The sequence below is a fragment of the Streptomyces sp. NPDC025806 genome, assembly GCF_055558275.1.
Genome location: NZ_JBVHMU010000011.1, coordinates 147336 through 167282 on the forward strand (window position 1 = coordinate 147336; position 19947 = coordinate 167282).

Here is a 19947-nt window from a genome sequence, read left to right on the forward strand (position 1 = left end):
CGACCGGCCGGGCGCTCCCGCCCGGCCGCCGCCATCCGGTCCACCCGCCGGCTCCGGCCCGGCGCCCGTACGAGAAGGGTCCACGCATGACGAATCCTGCGGAACGGCTCGTCGACCTGCTCGACCTGGAGCAGATCGAGGTCAACATCTTCCGTGGGCGCAGCCCGAACGAGTCCCTCCAGCGGGTCTTCGGCGGGCAGGTCGCGGGGCAGGCGCTGGTGGCGGCGGGCCGTACGACGGAGGGCGACCGGCCCGTGCACTCGCTGCACGCGTACTTCCTGCGCCCGGGCCGTCCGGGCGTGCCGATCGTGTACCAGGTCGAACGGGTTCGTGACGGCCGCTCGTTCACCACGCGCCGGGTCACGGCCGTGCAGCAGGGTCGCACGATCTTCAATCTCACCGCCTCCTTTCACCGGCCCGAGGAAGGGGCCTTCGAGCATCAGTTGCCGCCGGCCCGCGAGGTGCCGGATCCCGAGTCGCTGCCGACGGTCGCCGACGAGGTCAGGAACCACCTCGGGGCGCTGCCCGAGGCGTTGGAGCGGATGGCCCGGCGCCAGCCGTTCGACATCCGTTACGCGGACCCGCTGCGCTGGACCCCCGAGGAGGTCCGGTCGGCCGAGCCGCGCAGCGCCGTGTGGATGCGGGCCGTCGGTCCTCTCGGCGACGATCCGCTGGTGCACACGTGCGCGCTCACGTACGCGAGCGACATGACGCTGCTCGACGCGGTCCGGCTGCCGGTCGAGCCCCTGTGGGGCCCGCGCGGCTTCGACATGGCCTCGCTCGACCACGCCATGTGGTTCCACCGTCCTTTCCGTGCCGATGAGTGGTTCCTGTACGACCAGGAGTCGCCGATCGCGACGGGTGGCCGCGGTCTGGCCCGCGGGCGCATCTACGACACCGAGGGGCGTCTGCTGGTGTCGGTGGTGCAGGAGGGCCTGTTCCGGAAGCTGGACGCGTGAGCGGCGAGGCCGTCGACGCGGGCCCCGACTCCGGTGCGGGCCCAGGATCCGGTGCGGACCTGGACGAGCGGCTCGCGCGGGCCGTGCGGCTGCGCGAGGAGGGCCGCCTCGAGGAGGCCCGCGCCCTGCTCCTCGATCTGAGGGCTCACCGCCCCGACGACGTCCGCGTCGCCTATCAGACCGCCTGGGTCCACGACGCCCTCGGTCTGGAGTCCGAGGCCGTCCCGCACTACGTCGCCGCGGTCGCTGAGCGACGCCGTGGAGGAGTTCCCCGACGACCAGGCGCTGCGCACGTTCCTGTCGATGGCCCTCTACAACGTGGGCCGTGCGCACGACGGGATGCGGCTGCTGCTCACGGTGCTGGCGGAGACCAGCGCCGACCCCGGGATCGTGGGGTACCGGGCGGCGATCGAGTACTACGCGCGAGATCTGGACGCCGTCGAGGGTGCCGCGGACCCGGCCTGAGTGGGCCTTCGCGTCGCAGGAAGGATCACGCTCGTCTGCCCAGCAGGCGCGACCAGAGGCTCCGGCGGGTGGTCGTCTCCTCGGGCGCCGCGACCGGGGCGGGTGCGGTCACCGCGGCCGGTGCGGTCACCGCGGCGGGCGCGGCCTCCACTGCGGGCTGCGCCCGGGCCGTCCGGGCGGAGGCGGGCACGGGGGCCGGCCGGAGCCGTCGTGCCTCGGCCATCCTCAGCATCAGATTGGCCCGCAGCCAGCTGATCTCGTCCGGGTGGTCGGCGGTCAGGATGCGCTCGACGACCTGGGCGGTGGGCGACTCGGGCGTGCCGTACCAGGTCTCCTCGGGGCGCAGTCGGTGCAGATGGGCGCGCTCGTAGGGGCTCTCGACGAGCTCGGCGACCTGGGTCGGGTCCAGGAGCGTCGCGATGGCGGCGGCCCGCTCCCAGGGGTCGGTGCTCCGGCCCAGCAGATAGCTCGCGTGGCGGGCTCGCCAGGTCCGGGGCCGCAGGTCGTCGCCGGCGGCCAGGCGGGCCCGCAGCCGGTCGGGGGTGCGTCCGGTCAGCAACGGTGCGTTGATCTCGGATCGCGCGAACTCCCGTAGTTCCTGGGCGAGATAGAGCCAGACCACGGCCCGGTACCGGTTGACGTAGAACTTGGCCGGCGTGAGCATTCCGGCGCGGGCGAGCCGTGTGAAGCGGGTCGGCGGGATGCCCATCAGCTCGGCGGCCTGCGCCGTGCCCACGACCCTCACCTGCTCACGCAGCGTGTCGGGAAAGCCTTCGGTCTCGCGGATCCGCTCGATCTCCGTGTGGGGCACCCGGCGGCGCCCGCCGTCCGGGGCCGCCACGGTGCGGATCCGTCCGAGTCGTACGGCGAGGTCGAACTCGCCTCGCTTCAGTCCCAGTTCGCGCGCCGCGCTGCCCTGAGGCCTGGTCATGATGTCGCCGTGCATGGCCTTGTCCCCCGTCGCCCCTCAATCCATTCGGTCACTCTCCGTGACCGCTCGGGAGAAACCGTAGCCGGATCCCGCACACCGCGCCGGAGCCTGTGGATAACTTCGGCGGACGGGGCGGAACCCGGCTCGGTGGGGAACTGAATTACCTGGTCAGACCTCTGACACGGAGCGGTGCTCGGGCTTGCGCGCATCGACGCCCAGGTGCTCACCGACGCGATTCACGAGCAGGGTCATCTCGTACGCGACCTGACCGATGTCCGCCTCGGCCCCGCTGAGGACGCACAGGCAACTGCCGTCACCGGCGGCGGTGACGAAGAGCACCGCGTCGTCGAACTCGATCATCGTCTGGCGGACGCCGCCCACGCCGAAGTGCCGTCCCGAGCCCTTGGCGAGGCTGTGCAACCCGGAGGAGACGGCCGCGAGATGCTCGGCGTCCTCCCGGCGGAGCCCACCGCTGGCGCCGGTGACCAGGCCGTCGTTGGACAGAACCAGCGCGTGCCGCACCTGCTCGACCCGCTCCGTCAGGTCGTCCAGCAGCCAGCCGAGTCCCTCGCTCTGCCCCATGATCCCGTCTCCCCGCTTCCGTGTGGCCCGCCGTACGGTCCGCTCCCCCGCTCCGGGGAGCTGTTTCGCCAGCCTTCCCCACGACCGGCGTCCGGGCAAGGAGGATGACCTCATGGCACACAAGATGACCGATGAGCAATGGCGGGCCTTCGTCTCGGCGGGCACCCGCACCGGGAAACTCTCCACCACGCGGGCCGACGGCAGTCCGCACGTCGCGCCCGTCTGGTTCGTCCTGGACGGTGAGGACATTCTGTTCAACACCGGGAAGGACACGGTGAAGGGCCGCAACCTCGCCCGGGACGGACGGCTGGCGCTGTGCGTCGACGACGAGAGGCCGCCCTTCTCGTTCGTGACGATCCAGGGCCGCGCCGAACTGAGCGAGGACGCCGACGAGTTGCTGGATTCGGCCACCCGGATCGGCGCGCGCTACATGGGCCCGGACCGCGCCGAGGAGTTCGGCCGGCGCAACGGCGTGCCGGGCGAACTCGTCGTCCGCGTGAAGATCGAGAAGGTCGTGTCCATGGCCGGCGTGTCGAGCTGATCCGTCCGGTCAGCCCACCGAGTCGAGGAGCCGGGCGGTGTGCATCCGCCCGGCGTACTCGACCAGCCTGATCAGGACCTCCTTCCCCGAGTCCTTCTTGCGGGCGTCGCACAGGACCACCGGCGTGCCGGTGTCGAGGTCGAGGGCCCGCGCCACGTCCTGCTCGCCGTGCGCCCGGGCGCCCGCGAAGCAGTTGACGGCCACGACGAAGGGGATGCTCCGGTGCTCGAAGTAGTCGACGGCCGGGAAGCAGTCCTCCAGGCGCCGCGTGTCGGCGAGGACGACCGCGCCGAGCGCGCCCTGGGAGAGCTCGTCCCACAGGAACCAGAAGCGGTCCTGGCCCGGGGTGCCGAACAGGTAGAGCGACAGGCCCGACCTGATGGTGATCCGGCCGAAGTCCATGGCGACGGTCGTGGTGGTCTTGCGCTCGACCGCCGCCGTGTCGTCCACGGACTGGCCGAGCTCGCTCAGCTGCTCCTCGGTGCGCAGCGGGCGGATCTCGCTGACCGCGCCCACGAGGGTGGTCTTGCCCACCCCGAATCCGCCCGCCACGAGGATCTTCAGTGCCATGGCCGCGGACACGTCGTGTTCCGTGTCCTCGGAGTGCGAAGCGTCGGAGTGTGCCGCGTCAGAGTGCTCGGAGCCCATCGATGACTTCCCTCAGGATCTTCTCGTCCGGTAGCTGTGCGGGCGGCACCGGCCTGCTGACCGTGACGCAGCCCTGATCGAGCAGGTCGCCCAGGAGGACGCGGACCACGCCGACGGGCAGGTCCGTTCCGGCGGCGAGTTCGGCGACGGTCTGGGTCTCGATCCGGCACAGCGCGATGATCGCGTTGTGCTCGGGGCCGAAGGCCGTGTCGTCGTGGGGGCCGGGAGCGGCGGGGTCCAGCGACACGAGGGCGATCAGGTCGAGCCGTACGCCCTGCGGGCCCGCCGTGGTGCGCCCTCCGGTCATCGCGTACGGACGGACCAGAGGGCCGGCCTCGTTGTCGAACCACTGACTGCCCGGGTCCTCGGGGCTGCCGCGCTCCTCCTGCGCGCCCTCCTCCGCGGCCCGGTACGCGGCCTCCTCTGCCTGATAGGCGGCTTCCTGGGCCCGGTAGGCGGCGACGTTCCGGTACATCTCGGCGAAGTTGTCGTCGTTCATGTCCACCCTGTCCACGACCGCTCCGGTCAGCCCGCCGTCGGGGGTTGTCCGGCGAATCTCGCCGGGGTGTAGAGGTGCTCCCCCACGCGCTTGACGAGGCGGGCCATCTCGTAGGCGACGAGCCCGATGTCGGCGGTGGCGGTGCTCAGGACGGCGAGGCAGGATCCGTCTCCGGCGGCGGCCACGAACAGGAAGCCGTCGTCCATCTCGACCATCGTCTGGCGCACGCCGCCGGTGCCGAAGTGGCGCCCGGTGCCCTTGGCGAGGCTGTTGAACCCGGAGGCGACCGCGGCGAGGTGCTCGGCGTCCTCGCGGCCCAGGCCGTTCGAGGCGCCCACGGCCAGGCCGTCGTTGGACAGGACGACGGCGTGCCGCAGTTCGGTCACCCGCAGCACCAGGTCGTCGAGGAGCCAGTCGAGCTCGCCGGAGCCGTGGGCGGTGCCCGCGGTCGGTTCTTTGATCATGTGCGGTCTCCTTCGATGCTGTGGCCGCCGGGGTCGATGCTGTGGCGGCCGGGCCGGCGTCCGCCGCCTCTGGCCCAGCCGTCCCGGAAGGACGTCATCCGGGCCCTGGCCTGTTCGGGGGTGCGGTCGTCCGGCTGCGGGACGCGCGCGGGGGGAGCCTTCTCTTCGGGGCGTTCGCGCAGTTGGGGCGCGAGGCTCGCCTGCCGTACCCGGCGCGGCAGGCCGTCGAGGGAGCCCTCGTCGTCGACCGCGGGGCGGCGGGGGCCGTCGTCGGGCGGGTCCCTGCGCACCTGGAGCGCGGTGACGCCGGGCGGGTGCCGGGGGGTCTCGGGCTCGGGCGCCGCGGCCGGGGCCAGTGCGACGCGGGCGCCGGATGCCGGTACGGAGTGGTGGTTCATGGCTGCCGTCTCGGGCTCGGTCTCGGGCACGCGCGCGTGGCGGCGCGTCTCTTCGGTCTCCCGCGCTTCGCCTCCGGTGCGGTCGGGGCTGCCCTTGTGCAGCAGCGGGGTGGGCAGCAGGACGACGGCGGTGGTGCCTCCGTAGGGCGAGGCGCGCAGATGCACCTTGACGTCGTGCCGGTGGGCGAGGCGGCTGACCACGAAGAGGCCGAGCCGGTCGCTGTCGAACAGGTCGAGCGCCTCGGAGTGCTCGATGCGGGCGTTCGCCTCGTCGAGGGTGTCCTTGCCCATGCCGAGACCGCGGTCCTCGATCTCGATCGCGTAGCCGTTGCCGACGAGTTCACCGCTGACGCGCACCTTGGTGTGCGGGGGCGAGAACTGGGCGGCGTTCTCGACGAGTTCGGCGAGCAGGTGGGTGACGTCGGCGACGGCCGCACCGGTGACATGGGCGGCGGCGAGCTGGCGCACCTCCACGCGCGCGTAGTCCTCGATCTCGGAGACCGCCGCGCGGACGACGTTCGTCAGCGGGACGGGCATGCGCCAGGCGCGGCCGGGGGCGGCGCCGGAGAGGATGATCAGGCTCTCGGCGTGACGGCGCATCCGTGTGGTCAGGTGGTCGAGGCGGAACAGGTCGCTGAGCTCGTTCGGGTCGTCGGCGCGGCGCTCCATGCTGTCCAGGAGCCCGAGTTGACGGTGGACGAGGACCTGGCTGCGGCGGGCGAGGTTGACGAAGACGCCGGAGATGCCGCTGGCGAGTTCGGCGCGCTCCACGGCGGCGTGCAGGGCCGCGCGGTGGACGGTCGTGAGGGCCTCGGAGACCTGGGCGGTCTCGTCCTCGGCCGGCGGTCCCGGCGGGGCCTCGACGTCGACGTCGATCTCCTCGCCGGCCCGGAGTTTGCGCATGGTGCCCGGCAGTTTGTGGCGGGCGATCTCCAGGGCGGTGTTGCGCAGGCTGACGAGTTCGACGACGAGTCCGCGGCCGATCCGTACGGAGATCACGAGGGAGGCGACCACGGCGAGCAGGCCGAGCAGGACGGCGGCTCCGGCGGGGGTGAGCAGCCCGCGGCCCAGGGGGTCGGCGCGGTCCGCCGCACTGCGCGCGGCGTCCGTCTCGATGGTGCGCATGCCGTCCTGGACGGTGGTGTGCGCGCGTCCCCAGGCCGCGTCGGTGGCCTCCGCGAGCGCCTTGTCGCCGGGGCGGGCCTTGAGGGTGCGGTCCTCGACGTCGCGTACGTCGGCGTAGGCGCCGCCCTTCACGAGGCTGTGCCACCGCGCCCGTTCGGGGCCGCGCAGGTCGGTGGCGGCGCTGTCGGCGAGGGCCCTTCGGGTGTCGACGGCGCCGGTGAACAGGCGCAGGCGTTCGCCGTCCAGGGTGCCGGCGTGGCCTGCGCTCACCAGGAGGGTGTCCTCGCGGGCGAGCATCTCGCCGGAGCGGCCGAACTCGAGCAGCACGCGCGCGTCGGAGCCGAGTTCGGCGTCCTGGATGCCGGTGAGGGCGCCGCTGACGGTGAACGCGGTGGCGATGCTCTCGGTGTACTGCCGGTAGGCGTCGTCCCAGGTGGTGCGGCGTTCCAGGACGGCGGCGCGTGCGGCGCGCAGCCGTCCGGCGTCGGTGAGGAAGGTGTGGAGCCGGTCCGCGACGCCCCGGGGCAGGTCCGCGCCGTCCGCGACGGAGTTGTCACGGCCCAGGCGCAGGGCGGCCACGGTGCGGTCGGTGACGGCGCCGAGCCGGGTGAGTTCCTCGCCGCGGGCGGCGGCGGGCGCGGTGGCGTAGCCGACGGCCGCGGTGCGCTCCGCCTGGAGGGCGGCGACGGCCTCGGTGACGGGTTCGCGGACGGCCGCGTCGACGCGCTGCAACTGCCGCAGGCGCGCGATGTCCTGGGCGGTGCTGACGGTGGCGTACGCCCACAGGGCGAGGAGCGAGACGACCGGCACCATCAGGAGGCAGACGATCTTGGCGCGGACGGTCCGTGGCCTGAGGTGCCGGCGGCCTGCGCGCGCGGGGGGCGCGGTGGGGCGGGGCTGCTGTTCCACCGCGTCCTCGGCGGCGGGCGGCCCGGCGTGCGCGCGCCGTCCGCGCGCCGAGGGCGCGGGGGTGGTCGGCGACGGTCCGGGGCGGGACGTTCGGCGGGGCGGGCGCATGGCCTCCTCGATCGGGTGGTGGGCGGTTCGACGCGGGCCGGTCCGTCAGCGGACCAGGCTCTCCAGCGGCCGCTGGGCGGAGGCGGAGGCCTCCCGTTCGTCGGCGGTCGGGGAGAGGGCGACGAACGCCGAGGTCAGGAAGAGGTAGGAGCCGAGTCCCACGGCGAGCGGGAAGATGAACTGCATCGCCGTCGCCCCCGGGAGCACGTCCGTGGAGGGCGTCACACGGACGCTCACGGCCATCATTCCGGTGTAGTGCATGCTGCTGACGGCGCCGCCCATGACGAGACAGGCGACGGCTACGGCGGCAGGGGACTTGATGTTGAGGCCGGCCCACAGGGCGGCGGTCGCGGCGACGACCGCGATCACCACCGAGAGCGTGACGAGGAGCGGGTCGTAGGCGACGTGCCCGTGCAGGCGCAGGGCGGCCATGCCCATGTAGTGCATGCTCGCGACGCCGAGTCCGGTGGTGAGGCCGCCGAGGGCGAGGGCCCGGTTGCGGTCGCGGCTGTAGCCGACGGCGAAGACCCCGGCGCCGACGACGGTCACGGCGACGACGAGGCTGAGGATGGTGAGCGGCACGTTGTAGCGGATCTCGGTTCCGGTGACGCTGAAGCCGAGCATGGCGACGAAGTGCATCGTCCAGATGCCCGTGCCGATGGCGGAGGCTGCGGTGATCAGCCAGTTGCGGCGGGCGCGGCCCGTGGTGGCGAGGGCTCGCACGGTGCAGCGCAGGCCGAGCGCGGCGCCGATGCAGGCCATGACGTACGACAGCACGGGGGTCAGCCAACCGAAGGCTGCGTGGTCCAGGTGTCCCATGGCCCCGGGACGCTAGTCGCGCCGGGGGCGCACAGCAGGGGCGCATTTCGAAAGCTGCTGGAATATGACAGAGATGGGGTACGGAACGATCGCGTCAGGGTCGAACATGTGCACCGCACGCGCATCCGAAGCTTTCGGTCCGGATACGGACCTTTCGATCCCGCCGTCACTCGTTCGGGGCGGACCGACTGTCAGAGCCCTCGGTCATCATGGACGGCATGAACGACGACCGGACGCGTGTACAGGAGTTCTTCACATCCCGGGCCGCCGACTGGGACGCCCGCTTCCCGGACGACGGTCCGGCGTACGAGGCCGCCATCGCCACGCTCGGGCTGCGTCCGGGCGACAGAGTGCTGGACGCGGGCTGCGGCACCGGCCGGGCCCTTCCGGCGCTGCGCGCGGCCGTCGGGGCGTCCGGGACGGTGCTCGGGGCGGATCTGACACCGGCGATGCTGCGGGCCGCCGTGCGCGCCGGCCGCGACCGCGACGGCGGGCTGCTGCTCGCGGACGTCTCCCGGCTGCCGTTGCGGTCCGGCTCGCTCGACGCGGTGTTCGGCGCGGGCCTGATCTCTCATCTCCCGGATCCGGAGCGGGACTTGGCGGAGCTCGCGCGCGTGGTCCGCCCCGGCGGACTGCTGGCGCTCTTCCACCCGATCGGCCGCGCGGCCCTCGCCGCACGGCACGGGCGCGAGATCACCCCGGACGACCTGAGAGCCGAGCCGCAGCTCCGCCCCCTGCTGGCGACGGCGGGCTGGCGCATGACCTCGTACGTGGACGAGGACACGCGCTTCCTCACACTGGCCGTCCGCGAGGGCTGAGCGGGGCCCGCCTCAGAGGCCGGCCCCGCCTGTCAGCCCCGTACGGCCGCGGCGAAGGCTGCAGGGGCGTCGAACATGAGGTTGTGCCCCGAGCCGGGCACCTGCACGACCTTGACGCCGGCCGCCGTCAGCGCCGCGGCTCCGGGCAGCTCGCCGCTCAACTCGCCCTGGAGGTAGATCCGTTCGACCGGAAGCTCCTCCAGCATGCGGCGCATGGTCGGCTCGGTGCCGCGCGCCAGGCCACGGGCCGTGCGGTACAGGCCGAGCGGATCGGCGAGGCGCATGGTGGCCGCCCACGCGGGGCCGACCTTCTCCAGCACGCGCGCGTGACCACCACCCGCGACGAAGTCCTCTTCCTCGTACGAGGTGATGCCGCTGCTGCCCGCCTTCGCGGGCGGGTACGGATCGAGATTGCCCTCGGCCACGACCAGGCGCGAGACGAGATCGCCGCGCCGGTGGGCGAGGACGATGGCCACGGCGCCGCCCATACTGTGCCCGACGATCTCCGCGTCCCGCACCCCGGCCGCGTCGAGTGCCACCGCCAGCGCGTCCGCGTGATCCTCCAGCGTGTACCCGAAGTCGGCGGGCCGGTCGCTGATGCCGTGCCCCGGCAGGTCCACGAACAGCGAGCGGCGCCCCGCCAGTTCGCGCCGGGCCGCGATGTGCGCGTGGTACACGGTCGAGGCCGCACCGAGCCCGTGCACATACACGCGCGCGGGCTCCTCCCCCTCCACCTCGGTCCAGCGGATGCAACTCCCCCGCCCGTCGAACACCGCCTGCCGCATTCCGGCCCCCTCTCCACCCAGTTCGTCTCACGTCGTCCTGCGCGCTCACCATACATCGGCGACGTAGTACTACGTCAACGATGCACTACCTGACCGAGGCAGTCCGGTCCCCATGGGCGAAGATGGCGGCATGCTGGAGCTCGCCATCCTCGGATTCCTCTACGACACCCCGCTGCACGGCTACGAGCTGCGCAAGCACATCACCGCGCTGACCGGGCACGTGCGGCCCGTCGCGGAGAGCACGCTCTACCCGGCGATCAAGCGCCTGGAGAAGGCCGGGCTGCTGGTGCGGGAGACGCAGCCGGGGGCCGCGGCGGCACCGCGGCACGTCCTGAGCCTCACTGAAGAGGGCCGCACGGAGCTGCGCGGGAGGCTCACCGACCCGGCGCGGCCGGACATCACGGACGAGAACCGCTGGTTCACCGTCCTCGCCTTCCTGCGCCACCTCGACGACACCGCGGCGCAGGCGGCCGTCCTGCGGCGCCGGCTCGCCTTCCTGGAGGAGCCGGCGAGCTTCTTCTACGAAGGAGAGCGCGCCCTGCGCGCGGAGGATCTCCCCGACCCGTTCCGCCGAGGCGTGCTGACGATCGCGCGGGCCACCAGCCGCGCCGAGCTCGACTGGCTGCGCGCGACCCTCAAGGACCTGGAGGCGCCGGGCCACTGAGGGGTTCCGAGGAGGTTCCCACAGGGCCACCTTCTGTCACCATGAAGCCAACTCCGCGCCGTGCGGAGGAAGTTGCGAAGCGCCCCTGCAGGCGGCGCCGCGGCGATCGGCAGGGGACGGTGGCACGCATGCTCGGCAGAGTCCGCACGTCATGGCAGACCTGGCGCACCGGGACGACCCGGAACGAGGGCGCGACCCTCGCGGAGACGGCGCCCCGCGGCGGGGAACGGCGCCGGCACAACCTCTTCGAGGCGGCCGCCGTCTATGTGGCGGCGCGCGCGGAGGGCGACCAGGACCGGGCCGAGGAAGCCGCGGCCTGGGTGGATCCGGGCGCGCTGGCGTTCGGGGTCGACGAGCTGGCGCGGCGGGCGGTCATCGCCCTCGCGCGGGAGCGGGACGCGTCACCGCGCGAGGTGGCGCGAAGCCTCCTCGGCCTGCCCGCTGCCTGACGTCCGCGCAGGTCGGGTCGGAGCACTCCAGGGCGTCCCGGACGGGCATGCCGGTGCGGGACGCCAGCTCCCTGCGCTCGCGGACCTCGCGCGGCGTGCGCGGCCGATAGCCGGGTCCGCATCCGCAGCACATCTGACGGAACCGCAGGCCGGACCCCAGGACGGCCGCGAGCGCCTGCCAGCCCGCCGTGTCCCGCTTTTTCGGGACGGCCAGAGCCGTGCCCGACTCCACCAGTCCACCACCGCACTGCGGACACACATCACGCCACGATCGCCCGGTTTTGTGGCCCTTCTTGAAGGCGACCCGGCACGGAAGGCACACAAAGCGCGCACGATTGGCGAACATGCCGTCCACCGTAGGCGTACACACCGCGGGGGTCGACGGATTATTCCTGGTCATCGCCCCTGTACGGCATCCCCGGAAACTGACTAAGGTCACGCCGAACAATCAAAGCTCAGGGGAGGCTGGCATGGCCGGGACGGACGACGCCGTCGTCACCGGGGACGACGCGCTGTACGTACTCACGGCGATCTTGCTGACGCCCGCGAAGTTCCCCAGCGTGCTCGGCGACGACTATCCGGAGGCCTGCGCGGCTCTGGGTCTCGCCCCGCTGGCCGACGGCTACGGTCTGGTGCTCGGCCAGGACGCCGAGGGAGCCCGCTGGACGGTCGTGGTCGACGACGTGTCGCTGGTGGCGGTGGCCATCGCGTCGTGGGACTGCGGCATGGAGTACGAACTCTCCCCCGACGAGGACAGCATGGTGGCCGCGCTGCCCGGGTGGCCGCTGGCGCTCGCCGTGGCGGCGCCCGGCGTCCCGGAGCCGCACGATCCCGAGCCCGGTCCCGACGAGGCCGACCTGACGCCGCTGACGCCGCCGGACACGGCGGCCTGGGGCCCGGCCCAACGCCGCCTCGGCGCCGACGAGATCGCGCTCCAGTGGGCCGCGTGGCGCGAGCAGATCGACGACGAGCAGTTCGCCACCACGCCCGACGGCGCGACGGCGGACGGCGACGGCGACGGCGACGCCGCGGAGTCGGGCGGCACGGGCGGTCACAAGGGCGTGCAGCGCGTTCTGGCCGAGGTGCGCGGGTACGTGGACACTCCGCCGCCGCTGGGCCGGGTGCGGTCCGCGTTCGCCTCCGGCGACGCCCGTACGCTCCGGGCCGACGGGCCCGGCTGGTCCATGGTGGCGCGTACGGACGACATCGCCTTCGTCCTGCTCGACGACGAGCCGGGCGAGGTCCTGCCGGTCGGCCGGGGTCCCGAACTCCCCAGCCTGCTGGAGGCGCTCGACAAGATGGCCGTCCGCCCGGTCTGAGCCGCGGACCGGCCTCGGGGCCACATACGGGGCAGACACCCGATGTGGCCCCGCCCCATGGTTGTGCCGGTGCGTCCCCTTCACGATGAGGCCTCTTCCCGCGTCGAGAAGGAGGCCCTCTCCATGCGCACGCCCAGATCCGTCCCCTTGCTGGCCGCGACCGCCCTCGTGGCGCTGGCCGCGTCCGGCCCCCAGGCTCTCGCCGCGACGCCAGCGTCCGCGTCCACGTCCGCGTCCGCCGCGCACTGCGCGCGCCAGGAGCGCACCCGCGTGCCCGCCGCCGAGTTGCAGCGGCAGGCCTGTCTGGCGGATCTGACGACGACCGGCCTGGCCGGGACGCCGTACACGGACACGGCCGACCAGGCCGGCCTGACGGCCAAGGGGACCCGGGTGCCGTCCGGCGTCCCGGGTCTGCAGATCGACGGCTATTTCCCGGACGACTCGCACACGAACACCACGCACGGCTGGAACCACGACGCCCAGTTCGTGATCCGGCTGCCCGACCGCTGGAACGGCGGCCTGGTGGTGACGGGGGCGCCGGGCAACCGAAAGCAGTACGCGACCGACGCCGCGATCGGGGACCGGGTGCTCGCCCAGGGGTACGCGTACGCGGCGACCGACAAGGGGAACACGGGACCGAACTTCTACCGGGACGGCGAGCGTCCCGGCGACGCGGTCGCCGAGTGGAACGCCCGCACCACCCAGCTCACCCGCGCCGCCCGCCGCGCCGTCGCCCTGCGCTACGGAGAGGGCCCGCGCCGCACCTACATGACCGGCATCTCCAACGCGGGCTACCTGACGCGCTGGCAACTGGAGAACCGCCCGGAGCTGTACGACGGCGGCGTCGACTGGGAGGGCGTCCTGTGGCGGGCGGACGCGCCGCCGCTGCTGACCTCGCTCCCGACCGCCGTGGCGTACGGCCAGGGGGCCGCCGACGCGGACGCCATGTACGCGGCGGGGTTCGCGCGGGGTTCGGAGTTCCTGTGGCCGTATCACCAGAAGGTCTACTGGGGGCTCACGCAGAAGGTGTACCGCGCCGCGTTCGACCCCCGGTACGACCCGGACTGTCCGGGCGCCACCGCCGGGTCCACGACCGAGCGGCTCCTCGCGCCGTGCGCCTCCGACGCCGCCTACCGGTACGCGGACCGGCCCGCCTCGGTGCAACGGGCCGTCGAGCGGGTGGCGCTCACCGGCCGGGTCGGCAGGCCGCTGATCACGCTCCAGGGCGATCTCGACACGCTGCTGCCGATCTCGACGGACGCCCACGCCTACGCGCGCATGGTCCGGGACCAGGGACGCGGGGCGCTGCACCGGACGTACACGATCCAGGGCGGCACCCACACGGACGGCCTGTACGACACGTATCCGGACCGGTTGCGGCCGATCCTGCCGTGCTACCGGGACGCCTTCGACGCGCTCACGACGTGGGTGGAGCGCGGCACACCGCCGCCCGCGGACCGTGTCGTCGGCCGGCCCGCGAGCGGTGACGTCGTGGACACCTGCTCGGTCGCGCCGACCGGGAAGCCGTCCGCCTAGCGCCCGATCTCCTTGCGGGTCACACGGCGCAGCCGGCGGCGCTGGGAGGGGTCGAGGGTCAGGTACGCCGCGGCGGGCACGCCGAGGACGATGAGCAGGGCGGCCCACCAGGGGAGCCAGATCAGCAGGATGATCCCGGCCGCCACCCCTCCCGCTGCGATCTTCGCGTTCTTCGACATGTCTGTGGCCTCCTTCGGGGCGGCTCGCCCTCGGCTGAGTGGGGCGGGCCCGCCCTCTGTTGTAGGAACGGGCCCGCGACGTCCACGGTTCCTGTGCGCGACCCTGAGAGAACCCTGATCCTCGGTCCCGGGGCCGGGTCCCGCGGGTCTCAGATGTCGGCCCGCAGCGGCTCGCCCACCTCGTACATGTGCCGCAGCGCCTGCCGGTAGGAGTCGACGAGCCCGGTCTCCGTGAAGGGGATGCCGAGGTCGCGGCAGTGCGCCTTCACCATGGGCTGGGCGAGCCGCAGGTGCGGGCGGGGCATGCTCGGGAACAGGTGGTGCTCGATCTGGTAGTTCAGGCCGCCGAGGAACCAGTCGGTCAGGGCGCCGCCCTTGATGTTGCGCGAGGTGAGGACCTGGCGGCGCAGGTGGCCCCACTTGTCGCCGTCGGGGTCGGGCATCTCCATGCCCTTGTGGTTGGGGGCGAACGCCATGCCCAGGTGGAGGCCGAACAGGGCCTGGTGGAGCGCGGCGAACACGAGGGCGTGGCCCAGCGGCATCGTGGTGAGCAGCAGGGTGAGGTAGCCGAGGATGTGCGCCACCAGGAGGCCGCCCTCGATCAGCCGCTCGCGGCCGGACTGGCGGCGCAGGTCCTGGAAGCCGTAGAGCTTCAGGGCGAGGCCCTCCAGGAGGGTGAGCGGGAAGAAGAGCCACGCCTGGTGGCGGGTGAGCCAGCCGCGGAAGCCCACGCGCGTGGCGGCCTGGCCGCTCGTGAAGACGAGGACGTCGGCGGCGACGTCGGGGTCCTTCTCGATGTGGTTGGGGTTGGCGTGGTGGCGGTTGTGCTTGTCGTTCCACCAGGAGTAGCTCATGCCGAGGAGCAGATTGCCGTGGATCAGGCCGATGGCGCGGCTCACGGAGCGGTTTCCGGTGATCTGGGCGTGGCCGGCGTCGTGCCCGATGAAGGCGGTGCGGGCGCCGAGGACGGCGAGCACCGGGGCCAGGGCGAGCACCCACCAGGAGCCGCCGAGGAGGGCCATGCCGGTGACGACACCGGCCAGGCAGAGGGCGTTGACGGCGATGATGCGCGCGTACCAGCCGGTGCGCCGGTCGAGGAGGCCCTGCCCCTTGACGTCCTTGAGCAGCGGGGTGAACTCGCTGCCGGTCTCGGGCGGGAGTTGCCGTGCGGTGGCGCTTGGTGCGGGTGGGGCGAGGGTTCCGACGGCCGTGGACATGGCGGGTCTCCGGTCTGTGGTGGACGAGGGTCGGTGCGGCCGGCTTCGCTCCGGCCCGACCTGGAAAAACGTAGGTTTTCGGGGCCTCGCGGGGCCATGGCGCCACCACCCGGACACGCACGGGGGTCCCCCCGCCTCTGTAGGGGGGCTGGCTGCACCCTTAAGGGTGGGGCGGTCCGGCGCGGTGACTCACGTCACGGCCTGAATGCCTCCGTCCGCCGGATCGAGCGGTGTACCCTCGGCGCCTCCAGGCCGCGTAGTCAAATTTGATTGATACGAGGAAGTCGCCATCTCCGCACTCACGCATCCCGCACCCACTCCGGCCGAGATCACCGAACTCGCACAGTGCTGTGCCGTGTTCGCGCCCGACGACCCGGCGCGCACGTCCACGGTCGTTTTCTGGCGCCCCGACGGCGAGCAGCCCCCGTCCCCCGTCGCCGGCACCCCCGTCGACCTGCCGCTCGTGCTGCCCGCCGAGGACGGCACGGTCGAGGCCGTCACCGTGGCCGCGGTCGCCCTGCCGGTGCGCGCCGCCCTGCCGGTCCTCACCCGGGCGCGCACCGTCGCGGACCCCGAGCCGACGACGGCCTTCTGGGGCGCCGCCGCGCTGTTCGCCCTCCAACTGGCCGCGCGGGGACTGCTCCTGCCCGGTCTCAGCGCCGCGGGACACGACGCGTGGCGGGCCGGACCGCTGCGCGCCGACGACGTGGCGCGGCTGCGCGACCTGGCCGCGGCGATGCCTCCCGAGGCGCACGCCGTGCCGCTCGACGACGGGCCGCTCGACGAGGGGCCGGGTCCGCTGCGGCTGCACGCGCCCGAGCGCCTGCTGCGGGCCTTCCTCGACGCCGTGACCGACACTCTGCCGCGCTCCCCCGCCGCCGCGCTCGCCACCGGCTCCCCGGCGTTCGCCGCGCGCGAGCCGCGCCGGGCACCCGAGTTGGCCGACTGGGCCGCGGACGTCGCGGCGGGTCACGACGCGGGCGTACGGGTCTCCTTGCGCGTGGAGGTGCCCGGGCTCGCCGCGGCCGTCGACGACGAGGCGCGACTGCCCTTCCGCGCCGTGCTGCAGATCCACAGCGTCAGCGATCCGTCGCTGGTCGCGGACGCGGCCGAGGTGTGGGCCGGTTCGGGTGCGGCCGGCCGGGCCTTCGGGGCGCGGGCCCGCATGGACGCGCTGCTCGCCCTGCGCCGCGCGGCACGCGCGTGGGCGCCGCTCACGCCCCTGTTGTCGGCCGCGGTCCCGGACGCGCTGGACCTGGCGGACGACGAGATCACCGAACTGCTCGGGGAGGGGGCGCGCGCGCTGGCGGCGGCCGGCACCGATGTGCACTGGCCCAAGGATCTGGCCCGCCGGTTCACCGCCCGCGCGGTCGTCGGGCCGCCCGAGGGCGACGAGGCGTCCTCGGGGATGCCGTCGTTCCTCGGCGCGGACGCGCTGCTGGCCTTCGACTGGCGCTTCGCCGTCGGTGACCTGGAGCTGAGCCGCGCCGAACTGGACCGGCTCGCCGAGTCGAACCGGCCGGTGGTGCGGCTGCGCGACCAGTGGGTCCTGATGGATCCCGGAGAGGCCCGGCGCGTCCGCTCCCACCAGGACCGCAAGGTGACGCCGGTCGACGCCCTCAGCGCCGCCCTGACGGGCTCCACGGAGCTCGACGGGCGCCGGGTCGAGGTGCTCCCCACCGGCTGGCTCGCGGGGCTCAGGGACCGTCTCGCGGACCCGGAGGGCATGGAGCCGGTCGGCAGCCCGGCCGCGCTCGACGCCGAACTGCGCGACTACCAGCTGCGCGGGCTCAACTGGCTGGCCCGCATGACCTCCTTGGGTCTCGGCGCCTGTCTCGCCGACGACATGGGCCTCGGCAAGACGATCACCCTCATCGCGCTGCACCTGCACCGCCAGACCGCTCCGGAGACGGCAGGTCCGACCCTGGTGGTCTGTCCGACGTCCCTCATGGGGAACTGGCAGCGCGAGATCGAGCGCTTCGCGCCCGGCACCCCGGTGCGCCGCTTCCACGGCGCGCGCCGTTCCCTGGAGGACCTGGCCGAGGGCGAGTTCGTCCTGACGACCTACGGGACGATGCGCCTGGACGCCGCGCGGCTCGGCTCGACGACCTGGGGCATGGTCGTCGCGGACGAGGCGCAGCACGTCAAGAACCCGTACTCCGCGACGGCGAAGGAGCTGCGCACGATCGGCACCCGCGCGCGCGTGGCGCTCACGGGCACCCCGGTGGAGAACAACCTCTCGGAGCTGTGGGCGATCCTGGACTGGACGACCCCGGGGCTGCTCGGCCGGCTCGGCACCTTCCGCACCCGGTACGCGCAGGCCGTCGAGGGCGGCAAGGACCCGGCCGCGGCGGACCGGCTGGCCCGCCTGGTGCGGCCCTTCCTGCTGCGCCGCCGCAAGTCCGACCCGGGCATCGCCCCGGAGCTGCCGCCCAAGACCGAGACCGACCGCGCGGTGTCCCTGACGAAGGAACAGACGGCGCTCTACGAGGCCGTGGTGCGCGAGACCCTGGCGGAGATCGCGGGTGCCCAGGGCTTCGAGCGGCGCGGCATGATCGTGAAGCTGCTGACGGCGCTCAAGCAGATCTGCAACCACCCGGCGCAGTACCTCAAGGAGGACGCGCCGCGCATCCCCGGCCGCTCCGGCAAGCTGGAGCTCCTGGACGAGCTGCTCGACACGATCCTGTCCGAGGACGCGAGCGTGCTCGTGTTCACCCAGTACGTGCAGATGGCGCGCCTCGTGGAGCGGCATCTGCACGCGCGGGGCGTCGCCACGCAGTTCCTGCACGGCGGCACCTCCGTGGCGGAGCGCGAGGCCATGGTGGAGCGCTTCCAGGACGGCGAGGTCCCGGTGTTCCTGCTCTCCCTGAAGGCCGCCGGCACGGGGCTGAACCTCACGCGCGCGGAACACGTCGTGCACTACGACCGCTGGTGGAACCCGGCGGTGGAGGCCCAGGCCACCGACCGCGCGTACCGGATCGGGCAGACCCGCCCCGTGCAGGTGCACCGGCTGATCGCGGAGGGCACGATCGAGGACCGCATCGCCGCGATGCTGGAGCGCAAGCGGGAGCTGGCGGACGCCGTGCTGGGCGCCGGGGAGGCCGCCCTGACCGAACTGACCGATGCCGAACTGGCCGATCTGGTCGAGCTGCGAGGGGGCGGCGCCTGATGAGCGACCTGTACGACGACTACGAGTCCGAGCACGAGGAGCACGGCGAGGCGTCCCGCGCGGGCGCCTCGCAGGAGCGCACCTTCGCCGCGCTGCCGCCCATCCACGGGAAGGGCTTCGCCGTCACCTGGTGGGGCCAGGCGTGGCTGAAGGCGCTGGAGGACACCGCGTTGGAGCTCAGGCAGCTCAAGGCGGGCCGCACACTGGCCCGTGCGGGCACGGTCGGCGCGGTGTCGGTGCGCCCCGGTCGCATCACGGCCGTGGTGCGGGACCGCGGCGGCGCCCGGCACCGCGCGGACGTGCTGCTGGGGCAGTGGGACGCGGACGCCTGGGACCGGTTCGCGGACATGGCCGTCGAGCGCGCCGGGCACATCGCGGCGCTCCTGGACCGCGACATGCCGCCGCACCTGGTGGAGGACGCGGCGACGGCGGGCGTGGAACTCCTGCCGGGTGTGGGCGACTTGGAACCCGAGTGCGAGTGCGGCGCCTGGGACCACTGCGCCCACACCACGGCGCTGAGCTACCAGTTGGCGCGGCTGCTCGACCAGGATCCGTTCCTGCTGTTCCTGCTGCGCGGCCGGGGCGAGCGGGAGCTGCTGGACGAGCTCCAGGTGCGCAGCGCGGCGCACAGCGCCTCCGAGCGGGGCCCCGAGCCGGAGGCGGAGCCCGACGGCGTGGACGCCGCCGAGGCGTACGCGTCGGCGCTCGTGCTGCCACCGCTGCCCGGGGGGCCGGAGCTGCCCCAGGAGCCGGGCGTGCCGCCGTCCCTGGACACGGAGACGCCCGCGCCCGAGGGGCTCGACGCGGAGGCCCTGGAGTTCCTGGGGGCACAGGCGGCCGCGGAGGCGCGCAGGCTGCTGGCCGACGCGCTCGCCGACGGTCACGCGCTGCGGGCACCCGCGCCCGAGCCGTCCCCGGCCGAGGACGCCGTGCGTCTGGCCGCCGGCGGGCCCGGGGAGCGGGTGGCGCTGCGGCTGGCCGAGGGTTCGGGCCGGGACCGCGAGGGTCTGGCCCTGGCGGTGCGGGCCTGGGAGTGCGGCGGCCCGGCGGCGCTCGCCGTCCTGGAGCGGGACGAGGCGCCGGACCCGGAGGCCGCGGCACGCGCGCGTACGGCGCTCGACGCCGCGTGGGACGACGGTGAGCGGCCCGCGCTCCAGGCGTCCCGCGGCCGTTGGACGGCGGCCGGCGGGAGGGCCCAGTTGCGCCTGGGGAGCGACGGCCGCTGGTGGCCGTACCGCAAGGAGCGGGGCCGCTGGACGCCCGTCGGCCCGGCCGCGGCCGATCCGGCGTCCGCGCTGGTCACAGCCCTGGGAGCGGGCGAGGAGTAGGCCCGCGGGAGCCCCCGCCGCCACCGGTACGGAGT

The 19947-nt window shown here is 73.7% G+C and carries 19 protein-coding genes and 1 pseudogene; 10 read left to right on the top strand and 10 right to left on the bottom strand.

What is annotated here, in order from left to right; all coding sequences use genetic code 11:
- Window positions 1-86 precede the first annotated feature (86 nt).
- On the top strand, window positions 87-959 hold the full coding sequence (locus ACZ4E1_RS25165; RefSeq protein WP_467542838.1) for an acyl-CoA thioesterase: 873 nt from the start codon (window positions 87-89) through the stop codon (window positions 957-959).
- A gap of 59 nt (window positions 960-1018) precedes the next feature.
- Window positions 1019-1424: pseudogene (locus ACZ4E1_RS25170) on the top strand (tetratricopeptide repeat protein).
- A gap of 25 nt (window positions 1425-1449) precedes the next feature.
- Here ACZ4E1_RS25170 and ACZ4E1_RS25175 read toward each other — a convergent pair.
- Together ACZ4E1_RS25175 and ACZ4E1_RS25180 are read right to left on the bottom strand one after the other, a co-directional pair.
- Window positions 1450-2355 carry a DUF6397 family protein gene (locus tag ACZ4E1_RS25175; protein WP_467542841.1) on the bottom strand — a complete coding sequence of 302 codons (906 nt, stop codon included), beginning with the start codon at window positions 2353-2355 and terminating at the stop codon, window positions 1450-1452.
- A 168-nt stretch (window positions 2356-2523) separates the two neighbouring features.
- On the bottom strand, window positions 2524-2937 hold the full coding sequence (locus ACZ4E1_RS25180; protein ID WP_467542844.1) for a roadblock/LC7 domain-containing protein: 414 nt from the start codon (window positions 2935-2937) through the stop codon (window positions 2524-2526).
- Window positions 2938-3049: 112 nt separating this feature from the next.
- On the opposite strand from ACZ4E1_RS25180, the gene ACZ4E1_RS25185 reads away from it, so the two are divergent.
- Window positions 3050-3478: a PPOX class F420-dependent oxidoreductase gene (locus tag ACZ4E1_RS25185; RefSeq protein WP_467542848.1), complete on the top strand. Its 429-nt coding sequence runs from the start codon at window positions 3050-3052 to the stop codon at window positions 3476-3478.
- Window positions 3479-3487: 9 nt separating this feature from the next.
- Here the strand turns inward: ACZ4E1_RS25185 and ACZ4E1_RS25190 are convergent, their stop codons facing one another.
- Genes ACZ4E1_RS25190 through ACZ4E1_RS25210 form a run of 5 tightly spaced genes read right to left on the bottom strand, consistent with a single transcriptional unit; the run spans window position 3488 to window position 8448 of the window.
- Window positions 3488-4126, bottom strand: a complete 639-nt coding sequence (locus ACZ4E1_RS25190) for a GTP-binding protein (protein ID WP_467542852.1) — start codon at window positions 4124-4126, stop codon at window positions 3488-3490.
- A complete protein-coding gene (locus ACZ4E1_RS25195) occupies window positions 4107-4601 on the bottom strand; it encodes a DUF742 domain-containing protein (RefSeq protein WP_467543256.1) in 495 nt (164 codons plus the stop codon). Before ACZ4E1_RS25195 ends, ACZ4E1_RS25190 begins: the two co-directional genes overlap by 20 nt.
- A gap of 50 nt (window positions 4602-4651) precedes the next feature.
- A complete protein-coding gene (locus ACZ4E1_RS25200; RefSeq protein ID WP_399128244.1) occupies window positions 4652-5089 on the bottom strand; it encodes a roadblock/LC7 domain-containing protein in 438 nt (145 codons plus the stop codon).
- Complete coding sequence (locus ACZ4E1_RS25205; RefSeq protein WP_467542858.1) at window positions 5086-7629, bottom strand: sensor histidine kinase; 2544 nt, start codon at window positions 7627-7629, stop codon at window positions 5086-5088. The genes ACZ4E1_RS25200 and ACZ4E1_RS25205 overlap by 4 nt, the downstream gene beginning before the upstream one ends.
- A 45-nt stretch (window positions 7630-7674) precedes the next feature.
- The gene (locus ACZ4E1_RS25210) at window positions 7675-8448 is read right to left on the bottom strand and encodes an MHYT domain-containing protein (RefSeq protein ID WP_399128242.1); all 774 of its coding nucleotides are present in this window, start codon (window positions 8446-8448) and stop codon (window positions 7675-7677) included.
- 218 nt (window positions 8449-8666) lie between these two features.
- On the opposite strand from ACZ4E1_RS25210, the gene ACZ4E1_RS25215 reads away from it, so the two are divergent.
- A complete protein-coding gene (locus ACZ4E1_RS25215) occupies window positions 8667-9266 on the top strand; it encodes a class I SAM-dependent methyltransferase (protein WP_467542863.1) in 600 nt (199 codons plus the stop codon).
- Window positions 9267-9298: 32 nt separating this feature from the next.
- Here the strand turns inward: ACZ4E1_RS25215 and ACZ4E1_RS25220 are convergent, their stop codons facing one another.
- A complete protein-coding gene (locus ACZ4E1_RS25220) occupies window positions 9299-10051 on the bottom strand; it encodes an alpha/beta fold hydrolase (protein WP_467542866.1) in 753 nt (250 codons plus the stop codon).
- A gap of 130 nt (window positions 10052-10181) precedes the next feature.
- On the opposite strand from ACZ4E1_RS25220, the gene ACZ4E1_RS25225 reads away from it, so the two are divergent.
- The 4 genes from ACZ4E1_RS25225 (at window position 10182) to ACZ4E1_RS25240 (ending at window position 14019) form a co-directional block, all read left to right on the top strand.
- Window positions 10182-10715 (top strand): PadR family transcriptional regulator, encoded by a 534-nt coding sequence (locus ACZ4E1_RS25225; RefSeq protein WP_467542869.1) that lies wholly within the window; start codon window positions 10182-10184, stop codon window positions 10713-10715.
- A gap of 128 nt (window positions 10716-10843) precedes the next feature.
- Window positions 10844-11164, top strand: a complete 321-nt coding sequence (locus tag ACZ4E1_RS25230; protein ID WP_467542872.1) for a hypothetical protein — start codon at window positions 10844-10846, stop codon at window positions 11162-11164.
- A 470-nt stretch (window positions 11165-11634) separates the two neighbouring features.
- Window positions 11635-12483 (top strand): hypothetical protein, encoded by an 849-nt coding sequence (locus ACZ4E1_RS25235; protein ID WP_467542875.1) that lies wholly within the window; start codon window positions 11635-11637, stop codon window positions 12481-12483.
- Window positions 12484-12606: 123 nt separating this feature from the next.
- On the top strand, window positions 12607-14019 hold the full coding sequence (locus tag ACZ4E1_RS25240; protein ID WP_467542877.1) for a 3-hydroxybutyrate oligomer hydrolase family protein: 1413 nt from the start codon (window positions 12607-12609) through the stop codon (window positions 14017-14019).
- Here ACZ4E1_RS25240 and ACZ4E1_RS25245 read toward each other — a convergent pair.
- Both ACZ4E1_RS25245 and ACZ4E1_RS25250 read right to left on the bottom strand, forming a co-directional pair.
- Window positions 14016-14198 (bottom strand): hypothetical protein, encoded by a 183-nt coding sequence (locus ACZ4E1_RS25245; RefSeq protein WP_151475341.1) that lies wholly within the window; start codon window positions 14196-14198, stop codon window positions 14016-14018. The two genes, ACZ4E1_RS25240 and ACZ4E1_RS25245, sit on opposite strands and share 4 nt — an antisense overlap.
- 149 nt (window positions 14199-14347) lie before the next feature.
- Window positions 14348-15415, bottom strand: a complete 1068-nt coding sequence (locus ACZ4E1_RS25250; protein WP_467542882.1) for a fatty acid desaturase family protein — start codon at window positions 15413-15415, stop codon at window positions 14348-14350.
- A gap of 355 nt (window positions 15416-15770) precedes the next feature.
- Here ACZ4E1_RS25250 and ACZ4E1_RS25255 point away from each other — a divergent pair, with 355 nt between their 5' ends.
- Together ACZ4E1_RS25255 and ACZ4E1_RS25260 are read left to right on the top strand one after the other, a co-directional pair.
- Window positions 15771-18584 (top strand): DEAD/DEAH box helicase, encoded by a 2814-nt coding sequence (locus tag ACZ4E1_RS25255; RefSeq protein ID WP_467542885.1) that lies wholly within the window; start codon window positions 15771-15773, stop codon window positions 18582-18584.
- Window positions 18584-19912, top strand: coding sequence for an SWF or SNF family helicase (locus ACZ4E1_RS25260; protein WP_467542887.1), 1329 nt, complete (start codon window positions 18584-18586; stop codon window positions 19910-19912). Before ACZ4E1_RS25255 ends, ACZ4E1_RS25260 begins: the two co-directional genes overlap by 1 nt.
- Window positions 19913-19947: the final 35 nt, after the last annotated feature.